Origin of the sequence: Streptococcus mitis (assembly GCF_047460035.1) — a bacterium.
In the GTDB taxonomy this organism is placed as follows: Bacteria; Bacillota; Bacilli; order Lactobacillales; family Streptococcaceae; genus Streptococcus; species Streptococcus mitis_DW.
This window is the reverse complement of the sequence record NZ_JASHHB010000006.1, coordinates 24,813-37,611: the sequence shown is the minus strand read 5'-3', so window position 1 is coordinate 37,611 and position 12,799 is coordinate 24,813. Positions and strand designations below refer to the sequence as shown.

At 42.4% G+C, this 12,799-nt stretch carries 13 protein-coding genes; 3 read left to right on the top strand and 10 right to left on the bottom strand.

The window, feature by feature from the left end; translation table 11 throughout:
- Positions 1-111: 111 nt before the first annotated feature.
- The 4 genes from QM956_RS06235 to QM956_RS06220 form a co-directional block, all read right to left on the bottom strand.
- Entirely contained in the window at positions 112-2,076 is a 1,965-nt protein-coding gene (locus tag QM956_RS06235; RefSeq protein WP_261065696.1) for a peptide ABC transporter substrate-binding protein, read from the bottom strand.
- Positions 2,077-2,213: 137 nt separating this feature from the next.
- A complete protein-coding gene (gene rpmH / locus QM956_RS06230; protein ID WP_000831905.1) occupies positions 2,214-2,348 on the bottom strand; it encodes a 50S ribosomal protein L34 in 135 nt (44 codons plus the stop codon).
- Between the two features lie 144 nt (positions 2,349-2,492).
- Positions 2,493-3,707 carry a pyridoxal phosphate-dependent aminotransferase gene (locus tag QM956_RS06225; RefSeq protein WP_000666455.1) on the bottom strand — a complete coding sequence of 405 codons (1,215 nt, stop codon included), beginning with the start codon at positions 3,705-3,707 and terminating at the stop codon, positions 2,493-2,495.
- Positions 3,708-3,863: 156 nt separating this feature from the next.
- Entirely contained in the window at positions 3,864-4,166 is a 303-nt protein-coding gene (locus QM956_RS06220) for a hypothetical protein (protein ID WP_060627182.1), read from the bottom strand.
- 161 nt (positions 4,167-4,327) lie between these two features.
- Here QM956_RS06220 and QM956_RS06215 point away from each other — a divergent pair, with 161 nt between their 5' ends.
- The gene (locus tag QM956_RS06215; RefSeq protein ID WP_000079152.1) at positions 4,328-4,780 is read left to right on the top strand and encodes a universal stress protein; all 453 of its coding nucleotides are present in this window, start codon (positions 4,328-4,330) and stop codon (positions 4,778-4,780) included.
- 45 nt (positions 4,781-4,825) lie between these two features.
- On the opposite strand, the gene QM956_RS06210 is transcribed toward QM956_RS06215, so the two are convergent.
- Positions 4,826-6,214, bottom strand: coding sequence for a Cof-type HAD-IIB family hydrolase (locus QM956_RS06210; protein ID WP_414302348.1), 1,389 nt, complete (start codon positions 6,212-6,214; stop codon positions 4,826-4,828).
- Positions 6,215-6,279: 65 nt separating this feature from the next.
- Here QM956_RS06210 and QM956_RS06205 point away from each other — a divergent pair, with 65 nt between their 5' ends.
- On the top strand, positions 6,280-7,242 hold the full coding sequence (locus QM956_RS06205) for an asparaginase (protein ID WP_261011344.1): 963 nt from the start codon (positions 6,280-6,282) through the stop codon (positions 7,240-7,242).
- A gap of 51 nt (positions 7,243-7,293) precedes the next feature.
- Here the strand turns inward: QM956_RS06205 and ccpA are convergent, their stop codons facing one another.
- A complete protein-coding gene (gene ccpA, locus QM956_RS06200) occupies positions 7,294-8,304 on the bottom strand; it encodes a catabolite control protein A (RefSeq protein ID WP_001090628.1) in 1,011 nt (336 codons plus the stop codon).
- Positions 8,305-8,540: 236 nt separating this feature from the next.
- Between ccpA and QM956_RS06195 the strand changes: the two genes are divergently transcribed.
- Positions 8,541-8,858, top strand: coding sequence for a DUF960 domain-containing protein (locus QM956_RS06195; protein WP_049522427.1), 318 nt, complete (start codon positions 8,541-8,543; stop codon positions 8,856-8,858).
- A gap of 45 nt (positions 8,859-8,903) precedes the next feature.
- Here the strand turns inward: QM956_RS06195 and folK are convergent, their stop codons facing one another.
- The 4 genes from folK to folP all read right to left on the bottom strand — a co-directional run bounded on the left by folK (position 8,904) and on the right by folP (position 12,708).
- Positions 8,904-9,716 (bottom strand): 2-amino-4-hydroxy-6-hydroxymethyldihydropteridine diphosphokinase, encoded by an 813-nt coding sequence (gene folK / locus QM956_RS06190; protein ID WP_238096266.1) that lies wholly within the window; start codon positions 9,714-9,716, stop codon positions 8,904-8,906.
- A 158-nt stretch (positions 9,717-9,874) separates the two neighbouring features.
- Entirely contained in the window at positions 9,875-10,429 is a 555-nt protein-coding gene (gene folE, locus QM956_RS06185; RefSeq protein WP_078237932.1) for a GTP cyclohydrolase I FolE, read from the bottom strand.
- The gene (locus tag QM956_RS06180; protein ID WP_414302347.1) at positions 10,422-11,732 is read right to left on the bottom strand and encodes a bifunctional folylpolyglutamate synthase/dihydrofolate synthase; all 1,311 of its coding nucleotides are present in this window, start codon (positions 11,730-11,732) and stop codon (positions 10,422-10,424) included. Before QM956_RS06180 ends, folE begins: the two co-directional genes overlap by 8 nt.
- Before the next feature lies 1 nt (position 11,733).
- The gene (folP, locus tag QM956_RS06175) at positions 11,734-12,708 is read right to left on the bottom strand and encodes a dihydropteroate synthase (protein ID WP_261142166.1); all 975 of its coding nucleotides are present in this window, start codon (positions 12,706-12,708) and stop codon (positions 11,734-11,736) included.
- Positions 12,709-12,799 lie beyond the last annotated feature (91 nt).

The window sequence follows — 12,799 nt, the reverse complement described above, 5'->3', positions numbered from 1 at the left end:
GAGGTCGTAGATGAAACTGACGAAGTCAGTAACATACCTACGGTAAGGCAACGCTGACGTGGTTTGAAGAGATTTTCGAAGAGTATTAACTGAAAAGCGTGACTAGGAATATCATTGAATGTGGTTAGCTAAATCTTCCTGAGCTTTTTTATTTGACTCAGCTTTTTCTTTCAGCCATTTTTCATAGAGTTCTTGGTACTGTTTAGCGGTTACTGGCTCTTTTTGCAGTTCAACATATTTGTAGTTGTCAGCATTTCCTTTATTCCCAACGAATGAGAATGGGCCTGTAAACGGTACAGTCTTACGGAAGATTGGATTAGCTCCACCACTTTGAACTGGTAGGAAGAGGGCGCTATCTGTCAACCAAGCTTGGGCTTCAGCATATTTTTCATAGCGAGCCTGAGTATCTGTGATTTCCGCATCTGCCTGATCCAAGAGTTTCTTATAGTCAGAAAGACCTATCTTGTCCTTAACTTCCTTGTCTTTTCCTTCAGACAAGCCCATGTTTTTCAACTGAGAACCTGTCTCTGGATCAAGAATAGCTAGGTAAGTCTTAGGATCTGAGTAGTCTCCACCCCATCCTGAGATGTCGATATCGTAGTCTTTTTGTTCTGCTGTATCTGCAAAGTAGGTTGCTTGGTCTTTTTCATCTGGAGAAAGTTGGATAACATCGATGACCACATTCTCCTTACCAAGGGTTTCTTCCACTGTTTGTTTGAAAGAGCCGGCCTGTTGCACATCTAATTTAGCAGTCTGGTCAACTGGCATATCCAAATGAATTGGGAAGGTTACTCCTTGAGCTTGCAGACTTTCTTTGGCCTTCGCAAACTTCTCTTTGGCCTTGTCTGGGTTCAAGAAGGCTTGCTTACCATCGTTTAGGTTAATATTTGCCCAATCTTTACCGTAGTTGACAATTTTTTCATTGACAATATCACCAAAGTTCTTTTCGCCAACTTGGACAAAGTTACTTGGTGTAACTGTGTTACGCAAGATACGGTCTGCTCCATCTTCACCATTTGTCTGTGCTGCATAAGCATGACGGTCAAAGGCAAAGTTAATGGCCTGACGAAAATCTTTATTCTGCATAGCTGCGCGTGAATCTGTCTTTTCCTTATCAGACTGTTTCATAGTTTGCTTGTAGCTTTGACGATTAACGTTGAAAAGATAATAGAAAGTAACTGAGTTTTGCGGTGTGTAGGTAATCTTGTCCTCATTTCCCTTCTTGAGTTCAGCAAAGACTGAACTTGTTGGGAAAATACGGCCATCTGTATAATTACCATCCAAGAAACCTCTAGCAATGCTGTCTTGGTCAGAACCGTCAAAGAAAGATAGTTTCACTTTCTCAATTTTGACCTTGTCCTTATCCCAGTAATTAGGGTTTTTATCAAACTCAATCAAAGATTTTGATGAGAAAGATTTAAACAAGTACGGACCATTTGACAAGATGCTTGATGGTGTCACACTTCCAAAGTCATCTCCCTTAGACTTCAAGAAGGCTTCATTTACAGGATTAAGGATACTTGCTGTTGTTTTAGAGTTCCAATAAGTCTCAGGTTGGTTGAGAGTGTATTGTAGCGTGTAATCGTCCACTGCCTTAACACCAACAGTTCCAAAATCAGATGATTTTCCTTCAACATAGTCTGCTAGACCCTTGATAGAGTCTTGTACCAAGTACAAGTTTTCAGCCTTTTTATCAGCCGCATACTTGAGACCAGTAACAAAGTCATGAGCTGTTACGTCCGCATACTCTTCTCCTTCTGAAGTGTACCATTTAGCTCCCTGACGGATCTTATAAGTGTAAGTCAAGCCATCTTTTGACACTGTCCATGACTCAGCCATAGATGGGATGAGATTGCCATACTGGTCATTTTCTAACAAACCATCAATCAAGTTGGTTGTAATACTAGATGTAGAGTCTCGTGTAGAGGTAATGTAATCCAAGGTATCAGGGTTGCTGACAAAGATATAAGAATATGTCTTGTCTGCATTGCTTGATTGGGATGACCCGCATGCCGCTAGAGCTAGACCTGCTGTCAAAGCCATAGCTCCAAAAAGCATAACTTTTGATTTCTTCATGATTATTCTCCATTTTTTACAGTATGTGAAATATTATACACTATTTGAGCAAAAATATAAAGTATTTTGAACTTTTTTACAAAAATAAAAATCAGTAGACTCGAGTTCCTACTGATTTTTGATATAATTCGTTTGGATTATGCAGCCAAAACTTTGCGTCCTTTACGACGACGAGCTGCCAATACGCGACGACCGTTTTTAGTTGACATACGGTTACGGAATCCGTGTTTGCGCGCACGACGAAGTTTACTTGGTTGATAAGTACGTTTCACGATGAATACCTCCTCATAGATTTTGTATTCGTTTAGCCGGCTATAAAGTGATCAGTTACTAAACATACTTTACTATTCTATCTGATTCTTTTACTTTTGTCAATAGCTCTAGGCAAATGTTTCCAGCTTTTTCGAATGTAAGCCCTATCTACGATACTGTTTCAAGAAACGAGTCATCTTTTCTTGGATTTGGGCTAGTTCATCAACACGAGGAAGGTAAACGATACGGAAATGGTCTGGTTCCTGCCAGTTAAAGCCTCGACCATGAACCAAGAGAACCTTTTCCTGCTTCAAGAAATCAAGAACAAACTGCTCATCATCATCGATACGGTACATATTGCGGTCGATTTTAGGGAAGATATAGAGTCCAGCCTTGGGTTTAACCGCAGACAAACCTGGGATATCCTGAATGGCATTATAGATGAAATTTCTTTGCTCGTAAATTCGTCCACCAGGAAGGAGCAATTCATCGACTGATTGGTGACCGCCCAAGGAAGTTTGTACGACTTGTTGAGCCAAAACATTAGAGCAAAGGCGCATATTGGACAGCATATTGAGCCCTTCGATATAGCCTTTAACATGTGTCTTAGGGCCAGACAAGACCATCCAACCCACACGGAAACCAGCGATACGATGCGATTTTGATAAACCATTCATGCTGACACAGAAGACATCTGGTGCCAAGCTCGCTACAGGCGTATGCACATGTCCATCCATGACCATGCGGTCGTAAATTTCATCCGCAAAGATAATCAAATCGTTTTGACGGGCAATCTCAATAATCTCCAACAAAAGTTCCTTAGGATAAAGGGCTCCAGTTGGATTGTTTGGATTGATAAGGACGATTGCCTTGGTATTGGAAGTGATTTTTGACTTGATATCGTCAATATCTGGGTACCATTCTGCAGCCTCATCACAGATATAGTGAACGGCATTTCCTCCAGCTAGGCTGACAGCCGCTGTCCAGAGAGGATAGTCTGGCATAGGCACCAAGACCTCATCCCCATTGTCCAAAAGCCCCTGCATAGACATGACAATCAACTCACTGACACCATTTCCAAGGTAGATATCATCAATATCTACGTTTGGAAATTTTTTCAATTGGCAATACTGCATGATAGCCTTACGGGCTGAGAAAATCCCTTTTGAGTCAGAATAACCTTCACTATCACGCGCATTCATAATCAAGTCATGAATGACCTCGTCTGGCGCTGTAAAGCCAAATTCTGCTGGATTTCCTGTATTCAGACGTAAAATCTTTTCTCCATTTGCTCGCATCCGCATGGCTTCTTCCAAAACAGGACCACGGATATCATAAGCAACATGCTCTAACTTACTAGACTTGTTATATTCTTTCATCTTGTTTCCTCAATTCATCAGGATAGTAACATTATACCACTAGAAAGAAAATGCGACAAGTTTACTGAAATGTGTTACTAGTTTCGTATAGGAGAAAAGCCTCGCTAAAAGCGAGGCCAAGACAGGGGAGATAGCAGGTAATTTGCGAAAGTCACATCACATACCAAAAGATAAACCTAGAAAAAGCAAGCCTAAAAAGGAGTCATAAAGAAGATTGAACATGAGGAAAAGTCCCCATATCATCAAGTAATCCCAACGCCCACTTCGTTTTGCAACCAGGAATAATAGAAAATGGTAGAGTAGGTGAAAGACTAAAAAGCCAACAAAACCTGGATAGAGAAGCGGAATTAGCTTCTCTAATTGCCAGATCATGAAAACTTCTAGCAAGACTGAAACTAGGATGATTCCATAATAAAGGAAATTTGAATTTTTTGTTTCTTGAAAAGAGTGCTTCATCATTCTTCCTCCCTTCACTTCTTTCCTGCTATCCTTTCTTTTATTTTATCATATATTTATATAGATTTTAATCGCTAACATTCTTTTGAAAAATACTTTTTTTGCTTTACTTCTATAGTGAAAAGGTTTACAATTATAGTAAGAAAATTTCAGGAGGTTTCATTATGGCACAACGTTACCAAAATATCATGGTCGCAATCGATGGTTCTAAAGAAGCAGACTTGGCTTTTGTCAAGGGAGTTCATTCTGCTCTACGAAACGACGCTAAACTCACCATCGCACATGTCATTGACACACGCGCACTCCAAAGCGTATCCACCTTTGATGCTGAAGTTTACGAAGAACTCCAAGTCGACGCTGAAAGTCTGATGAAAGAGTACGAAAAACGTGCTAAAGATGCTGGTGTGACAGATGTTCATATCGTCATTGAAATGGGAAATCCAAAGACCCTACTGGCACGTACTATTCCAGATGCTGAGGAAGTGGACCTCATTCTTGTTGGCGCCACTGGTCTCAACGCCTTTGAACGCCTCTTGGTCGGATCTTCATCTGAATACATTCTCCGCCATGCTAAGGTTGATTTGCTGGTTGTGAGAGAACAAGAAAAAACCTTATAATCACGAAGAAAAGGAGCCCAGAGCTCCTTTTTGTTTACTTTTTGTTTACTGTCTATTTCTCTCTTTATGGCGTTCATAAGCCTTGAGCTGGCGCTGCAGTTCCTTTTTAATAGCAGGTTCTGGAGCATATTTTTCTTCCCAATCATCTGGCTTTAAGATTTTGTGGGTCACTGGATCAAAATGAGCCTTGCCATCTGGGAAAATTTTCCCCATATTGGCCTGATGAACAATATCAAAAATACGTTCTGGATCCACCCCCATCAAGACAAAACTACCGTAGGTAAAGTAAAGTGTGTCAATCAGGGCATCTACCTGACCTATCAAATCTTGCTGAGCAGGCGTCTTCTTAGCTACTTTATCTGCTGCCTTATCCAGAGCTTGATGAAGTTGCGATAGAGCTTGACCAAAGTCCTCTTCAGAAGGACTGGCAGCTCTAACAAATTCCACCAATTCTTCTATTTTAAAGCCAGCCCTGTGGGTTGCACCTTCTAAATCCCAAGCTCGAGGTTCTTCTTGGGTTCGTTCATCCATCATATGGTGGAAGGTCTTGACCTTATTGAAGTGATAATCACGGCTGACAAAGACTTTTTCTGAGGCCAGAACACCAAAATGTTCCAGGGCCTTGTGGATTCCGTCTTGCTGATTGCTGGTGGTGATGTGCTTGGCAACTTCCTTGACACTGCTACTACCATTTCCCATAGCGACCGACATACCGACACCCGCCAGCATTTCTAGGTCGTTATCTGAGTCACCAAAGGCCATGACTTGGTTGAGATCAAAACCATATTCTTTCCCAACTCGTCGAATGCCTTCCAATTTAGAGTTTCCTTGATTGATGACATCTGCTGCAAAAGGATTGCTACGTGTCAATTTCAAATCTTCAAAATCAGCTGCTGCCTTCTCAGATTCTTCTGGTGTCATCAGCATCAAAACTTGGTAGATAGGCTGATTCATCAGATGAAGCAGGTCTTCTTCCTTTTGGGGAACAACCTTGCTGACCATACGATTAAAGGAATGACTCACCGTCCGAGTTAAAACAGAGGGAACGAAGCGACTGATTCGTTGGGAAAAAGAACCCAAACCAAAGGACATGATTTTAGAACCCAACATGGCATCCTTGGTCCCTAGGGCAATCTCCTTGCCCTCTTTTTTAGCATAGCTAATTAGCTGGCGCAAGTGTAACTTGGAAATAGGGCTCGTGAACAAGACCCTGTCTTTAGTAAAGATATACTGGCCATTGTAGGTTACCGCAAAATCCAGATCCAAATCGTCCATCAATTCCTTAACAAAAAAAGGCCCTCGTCCTGTCGCTACGCCGACAAGCACCCCTTGTTCTTTGACAATCTTAATCGCGTCCTTAGTGGATTTCAAAACACTCTTGCGATCGTTGACCAAGGTTCCATCGATATCAAAAAAAACCGCTTTGACTTCCATCCTATCCCAATCTCCCCTTTTGTGATACAATGATTATACCACATTTCAGAAAGAGTGAGTAAATCATGCCTAAGAAAATCCTTGTTTTACATACGGGTGGGACTATTTCCATGCAGGCCGATGCTTCTGGCGCTGTTGTGACAAGTTCAGATAATCCCATGAACCATGTGTCCAACCCTCTTGAAGGAATCCAAGTCCACGCCTTGGACTTTTTTAACCTGCCAAGCCCTCATATCAAACCCAAGCATATGCTGGCCCTCTACCAAAAAATCAAAGAGGAAGCTGCTAACTACGATGGAGTGGTAATCACACACGGGACCGATACTTTAGAGGAAACAGCCTATTTCCTTGATACCATGGAAGTTCCCCATATGCCTATCGTTCTAACAGGGGCCATGCGCAGCTCAAATGAACTCGGCAGTGATGGTGTTTATAATTATCTGAGTGCTTTAAGGGTGGCTAGCGATGACAGGGCTGCTGACAAAGGAGTTTTGGTCGTTATGAACGATGAAATCCACGCTGCCAAGTATGTCACCAAAACACATACGACCAACGTCGGTACCTTCCAGACCCCAACACATGGCCCCCTTGGTCTCATCATGAAACAGGAAATACTCTACTTTAAAACAGCTGAGCCCCGTGTCCGCTTTGACCTTGATCACATACAAGGATTGGTCCCTATCATCTCGGCTTATGCCGGTATGACAGATGAGCTAATTGATATGCTGGATTTGGAACAATTGGACGGTTTGATTATCCAAGCCTTCGGGGCGGGCAATGTTCCCAAAGAAACGGCTCAAAAATTAGAAAGCCTTCTACAAAAAGGAATCCCAGTCGCCCTTGTTTCACGATGTTTTAACGGTATCGCTGAGCCTGTTTATGCCTACCAAGGCGGGGGCGTGCAGTTGCAAAAATCTGGTGTCTTCTTTGTTAAAGAACTCAACGCCCAAAAAGCCCGTTTGAAACTCCTCATCGCCCTCAATGCCGGACTAACAGGACAGGCTTTGAAAGACTATATGGAAGGGTAAGTCTCTTCTCTAAAAACAAATCAGGAAATCTTCACGATTCCCTGATTTTTTCTATTTCCGTTTTCGTGTTGAACGACGTTCTGTCAAACCATGAGGTAAGAGAACTTCACGTTCTTCCAACTCTTCCTTGTGCATAATCTTAGTCAACATACGCATACTAATAGCGCCAAGGTCATAAAGAGGTTGGGCAATAGTTGTCAAGTTTGGACGGGTAAAGCGTGAGACTTGCGAATCATCACTAGTAATAATTTCAAACTCTTCTGGTACTGATACACCCTTATCAGCAAGGCCGTTCAAGACACCTGCTGCCAGTTCATCACCTGTTACAACTGCTGCAGTTGCGTTTGATGAAATTAAACGCTCTGCCAAGGCATAGCCATCTTCATAAGTGTATTTAGACTCAAATACCAATCCTTCGCTATAAGAAATACCTGCTTTTTTCAAGGCTTCCTTGTAGCCAACCAAACGAACCTTACCATTGATGTCATCCACTAGTGGACCGCTTACGAAAGCAATGCGCTCATTTTCTTTAGCAAGGTAGGTTACTGCATCAATCGTTGCTTGTTTGTAGTCAATATTAACACTTGGAAGCTGGTGCTCTACATCCACAGTTCCCGCAAGAACAACTGGTGTTCGAGAACGAGAAAACTCTGAACGAATTTTTTCAGTCAAGTGGTACCCCATAAAAATGATACCATCCACTTGCTTAGAAAACAGTGTATTGACAACTGAAACTTCCTTGTCATCGTCCTCATCACTATTAGCAAGGACAATATTGTACTTGTACATTTCAGCGATATCATCAATCCCTTTAGCAAGTGTTGAGAAATAACCATTGGTAATATTGGGGATCACGACACCGACAGTGGTTGTCTTTTTACTTGCAAGGCCACGCGCCACTGCATTTGGACGGTAATCCAAACGATCAATCACCTCGAGTACTTTTTTACGGGTGTTCTCTTTTACATTCTTATTGCCATTGACTACACGGCTAACCGTCGCCATTGAAACTCCTGCTTCACGGGCGACATCATAAATCGTTACTGTATCGTCTGTATTCATTCCATTTCCTTTCTATATCATACCTCACGAGACTCCAAAAAAGAGACGGTATGAAAATTTCGTTTTCATGATTCTACTTATTCCATTTTATCACTATTTGTAAACACTTTCAAGCATTTTTTGAAGATTATTTGAAAAAATTTCATAGGAAGCTATGTTTATGAAGAAAAAATCACCTTTTCTTGATTTTTAATCCTATTTACTGTATGATAAGGGAAAAGAAAGGGGGAAGAAATATGGCTTTTACCAATACCCACATGCGGTCAGCTAGTTTTGGCATTGTTACCAGCTTGCCTGATGATGTTATTGACTCTTTTTGGTATATCATCGACCACTTCTTAAAAAATGTCTTTGAATTGGAGGAGGAACTCGAGTTTCAATTGCTCAATAACCAAGGAAAAATTACCTTCCACTTTTCAAGTCAACACCTCCCTACAGCCATTGATTTTGACTTTAACCATCCTTTCGACCCTCTTTATCCCCCGAAAGTACTGGTTTTAGATATGGACGGTAGAGAAACTATCCTCCTCCCAGAAGAAAATGACCTATTTTAAAAACTCTAGCCTTCAGTTACAAGCGACTGAAAACTAGAGTTTTTTCTATTGTTTCAAAGCATTATACAAGTTGCGGATCGGTTGCTTTAATGTCGGATGGATAAAATGAGGCGCAATTTCCTGTAAGGACTCAAGAACAAAAAGGCGTTCCGCTATGTAAGGATGAGGCAAGATGAGGTCGTCTGTATAAAGAATCTGATCCTCCACAAAGAGCAAGTCCAAATCAATCAAACGAGGCCCCCAATGTACTTCTCTCACCCGTCCCATCTCTGACTCAATGGCTAACAAGGTCTCTAATAGAACTGGGGCAGGCAACCAGGTTTCAACCTCAACCACTTGATTAGCAAAGCTATCCTGCTCAACACCACCCCAAGGCTCCGTCGTCAATACACTGGACTCTTTGAGAATATGGATACCTCGATTTCGCATTTTCTCAATGGCTTGCTTCAAGTTTGCTTGTTTATCTCCCATATTGCTTCCTAGGGCGATAAAGGCTCGTTGCTTGCGGCGATGAATGGTTACTGAGCAAGTATCTAGTGGCAAATGCACTGGCGCCCAAGGTTTTTTCAGTTCCAGCTTAATTTCTTGGACAAGAGGATAAGCCTCAAAGGTACGTTCTACCAGTTTGTAGGCTACCGTTTCAATCAAGTCCTCAGTTGTTCCCTGAAACCAAGCCGTCCACTGCTGGCACAATTCTCCGTAATGGACAGAGGCTGTTAAATCCAAGTCTGTCGCCGCCTTGGTCATATCATAGGATAGGATTGCGGAAATAACAAACTTCTGCCCCAATTCTTTCTCACTAGGAAAAAGACCATGATAGGCAAAAATTTCCAAATCTTTAATCTGCAGTTGATCCATAATGATTCCTTTCTAGAAAAATCCGCTTCAAGCGGATTCTTTTTATACTCAATAAAAATCAAAGTGCAAACTAGGAAGCTAGCCGCAGGCTGCTCAAAACACTGTTTTGAGGTTGCAGATGAAAGCTGACGTGGTTTGAATTTGATTTTCGAAGAGTATTATAGTCCCATTAAACGATAAGCTTGGTCTCGAAGGTCCTTATCTGTTTCAAATAGACCACGAGCTACTGTCGTCAAGGTTGCAGTGCCTGGTTTTCTAACACCACGCATGCTCATACACATATGTTCCGCCTCAATGACAACAAAGGCTCCTTTAGCACCTAGATAGTCCATCAAGGCATCGGCCACTTCGATATTCAAACGTTCTTGAATTTGTGGTTTTTTCGAATAAACTTCAACCGTACGGGCTAGCTTAGACAAACCTGCCACACGACCATCTGGAATATAGGCAATATGCGCTCTACCATAAAATGGCAAGAAGTGGTGTTCACACATGGTATGGAAAAAGATATCCTTTTCTACCACCATATTATCATCAATAATCTCAAAGGATTTTGACAAATGTTCCTCCGCTGTTTGACCAAGACCTGAAAAAATCTCTTGGTACATACGAGCCACACGAGCAGGTGTTTCCTGCAAGCCCTCGCGGTTAGCGTCCTCTCCGACAGCCTCGATAATCATTTTTACAGCTGCTTCAATCTTTTGTTTATCCATTCTCTTTTTTCCTCTCCATCAGATAGGCTCTCACTTGGCTCAAGAAATACAAGGAACCTGTGACAATCCAAACTGTTTTTTTCTCTTCTTTTTTATCTGTCAATTTCTGCTCTAGAAAATCCTGCCAACCTTGGTAGCTGAGATTTCTAGACTTAGCTGCCTCTTCCAGAACGTTTTCATCAGTCGCCCGACTATCTTCAAAATGTGTCAGAGTAAGCTCGGTATCTGGCATGGCCCCTAGCAAGTCCAACATATCCTCCAAGGCCTTGGTTTTGATACAAGTAAAGAGGATTTCCTTACGATAATCCGCAAAGCGTTCTTGCAAGGTTACCAATAAAGCCTTGATAGCATGGGGATTGTGGGCCCCATCCAAAATTATCAAGGGATCTCTTGACACGATTTCCAAACGCCCTGGCCAACTTGTTTCTTCCAAGGCTTGAGCAAGCAAGTGATTGCTTGCTAGTTCTCGACCATCTTCTTGACAAAAAGTATCAAGTAAAGCTATGGCCATCCCAGCATTCTCTATCTGGTGCAAACCAAGCAGGCCAGTCTGGAAGCGACCTTGTCTGACAACACTTGTATAGTCAAAGACTTCGCCTGTAACCACACTCTCTTGGTGACTGACATGATAATTTGCCCCATAGGCAAGTCTCGACGCATCTTTCTCTTCCGCAATGCGGTCAATCATAGCCAAAGCTTCTGGAGCGATACGACCTGTCACCAAGGGAATACCTTGTTTGATAATACCAGCTTTCTGCTCTGCTATGGCTTCCAAGGTGTCACCAAGTAGGGCTACATGGTCCAGTCCAATGGTTGTGATGCCTGTTAAAATTGGCTGGCAGACATTGGTACTATCCAAGAGTCCACCCATGCCGACTTCCATGATAGCCACATCTACTTGCTCCGAGGCAAAGTAATCATAGGCTATAGCTGTAATTATCTCAAACTCAGTTGTCCCCTGCAAATTGGCAGCCGCTTCTCCCTCCAACAAAGACTTATAGGCTGCTATGAGGTCTTCTAGCCTAGCCTTGGGAATGGATTCCCCATTGATGCTAATCTGGTCTGTGTAGTGAATGAGATAGGGCGAGCTAAACACGCCAACTCTCAGTCCTAGCTTTTCCAGCATATTTTTCAAAAAAGCAATGGTAGAACCCTTGCCATTGGTCCCTCCGATATGGATGACCTTGAGTTTGAGATGGGGATTTCCACGCAAAGCTAATAGTTCCACCATGCGTTCCAAGCCAAAATGCGGTTGATCCGTCCGGTAGTTAGCAATCCACTGATTGTTTTCGATTTCTTTCATCTTATTTATATTGTTTTAAATCTAAATTTTCCGCTTCATCAGCCAAACGAATGGCGGAGGCAATTTCAACTGCCATCCTGTGACTAGCTACGTCATGCACGCGCACCACTTCTACACCCTGTCTTGCAGCAATACTAGTTACATGAGCCGAAGCCGTGTCCCGATTGCGGAAACCAAGTTCTGTCTCAGGATTGACTTCAAAACCATTTTCTTCAAGGATATTGATGACAAACCGCTTGCGCGACACTCCAAGAAAGATTGGATAGCCCTTCTGATGTAGTTTATCCAAGTCCCGTAAAAGAAGCAGATTTTCTTTCTTGGTCAGACCAAAGCCAATTCCTGGATCCAACAGGATGTTTTCTTGAGCAATCCCAGCTTCCTCTGCTCTCGCTAGTGCTCGTTCAAAGAAAGCCACCATCAAGTCTTCGATTGGCAATTTTTCGAAGTCAGCTAACTCTTCCTCTGTAAAAGCTTGTCCAAAACCAAAATGAGGAAATATAAGCGAGCTAGGGTGCTGAGGTCGCGCCATGACTGGATTAAACATGATGACCACTTTCGCTCTCGCTTCAGCTACCACATGGGCCATTTTTTCATCACCCATGAGACCAGTGATATCATTGACTAGATTAGCACCAGCAGCCAAAGCAGCCTCTGCCACTTGACTTTTCCAAGTATCAATAGAGATGAGGGCATCACTTTCCTTGCGAATAGCTTTGATCACTGGAACAACACGCTGGATTTCCTCTTCTATCTCAACATAGCTACTTCCCGGCCGAGTCGATTCTCCGCCGATATCTAGCATACTAGCCCCTTCTGCTATCAATTTACGAGCCTGCTGGAGTGCCTGCTCAAGAGCAAAAAATTGACCACCGTCCGAAAAGGAGTCTGGGGTTACATTGATAATTCCGCAAATAGCTGTCTTTGCATGATTGGCTTTACTTGACATATCGGTCACTCCCTCAAGGCTTTTCATCATATTATTTCTCTATTTTACCATAAAAAGAAAAAGATGGACACGATTGCATTCATCTTTTTCCCAGTAGAAACAAGTAAGCAATTGTCAAAAA

What these genes read in the sequence shown, in the direction of transcription:
- folP (WP_261142166.1), bottom strand. Translation starts at nt 12,708, where the DNA reads ATGATGAAAAGCCTTGAGGGAGTGACCGATATGTCAAGTAAAGCCAAT.
- QM956_RS06210 (WP_414302348.1), bottom strand. Translation starts at nt 6,214, where the DNA reads ATGGAAGTCAAAGCGGTTTTTTTTGATATCGATGGAACCTTGGTCAAC.
- ccpA (WP_001090628.1), bottom strand. Translation starts at nt 8,304, where the DNA reads ATGAATACAGACGATACAGTAACGATTTATGATGTCGCCCGTGAAGCA.
- QM956_RS06215 (WP_000079152.1), top strand. Translation starts at nt 4,328, where the DNA reads ATGGCACAACGTTACCAAAATATCATGGTCGCAATCGATGGTTCTAAA.
- folE (WP_078237932.1), bottom strand. Translation starts at nt 10,429, where the DNA reads ATGGATAAACAAAAGATTGAAGCAGCTGTAAAAATGATTATCGAGGCT.
- QM956_RS06195 (WP_049522427.1), top strand. Translation starts at nt 8,541, where the DNA reads ATGGCTTTTACCAATACCCACATGCGGTCAGCTAGTTTTGGCATTGTT.
- QM956_RS06205 (WP_261011344.1), top strand. Translation starts at nt 6,280, where the DNA reads ATGCCTAAGAAAATCCTTGTTTTACATACGGGTGGGACTATTTCCATG.
- QM956_RS06180 (WP_414302347.1), bottom strand. Translation starts at nt 11,732, where the DNA reads ATGAAAGAAATCGAAAACAATCAGTGGATTGCTAACTACCGGACGGAT.
- QM956_RS06220 (WP_060627182.1), bottom strand. Translation starts at nt 4,166, where the DNA reads ATGATGAAGCACTCTTTTCAAGAAACAAAAAATTCAAATTTCCTTTAT.
- QM956_RS06225 (WP_000666455.1), bottom strand. Translation starts at nt 3,707, where the DNA reads ATGAAAGAATATAACAAGTCTAGTAAGTTAGAGCATGTTGCTTATGAT.
- folK (WP_238096266.1), bottom strand. Translation starts at nt 9,716, where the DNA reads ATGGATCAACTGCAGATTAAAGATTTGGAAATTTTTGCCTATCATGGT.
- QM956_RS06235 (WP_261065696.1), bottom strand. Translation starts at nt 2,076, where the DNA reads ATGAAGAAATCAAAAGTTATGCTTTTTGGAGCTATGGCTTTGACAGCA.